We start from the raw sequence: 304 nt of genomic DNA, 5'->3' as shown, positions 1-304 counted from the left end.
CGCTATTTCTCAAGCATATAATTTAAGTTGGGGTTACAATTATAAAGGAACAACCTTACGTTTAAGTGGTTCTTACGACGACCAACAAGGTATTGTAAGAAACAGTAGCTTAAAGCGTGCCACAGGACGTATTAATTTCTCTCAGAAATTCTGGAAAGACAAAGCCCGTTTTGACGCTAATCTTACTTATTCTAACACCCGTAACCAGTATCCTCCATTATCTAATAATGCAGGTTACCAAGGTAGTTTGTTAGGTGCTACTTTACAGTTCAATCCTACCAATCCTATCTATAATAAAGATGGT

General features: G+C 36.8%; 1 protein-coding gene. It reads left to right on the top strand.

From position 1 onward, the window contains the following. On the top strand, positions 1-304 hold a 304-nt coding region (locus tag CWC16_RS20070), incomplete at both ends, for a hypothetical protein (RefSeq protein WP_212747450.1).

The sequence above is a fragment of the Pseudoalteromonas sp. S3776 genome (assembly GCF_005886915.1).
GTDB lineage: Bacteria > Pseudomonadota > Gammaproteobacteria > Enterobacterales > Alteromonadaceae > Pseudoalteromonas.
This window is presented reverse-complemented; position numbering and strand designations above follow the sequence as displayed.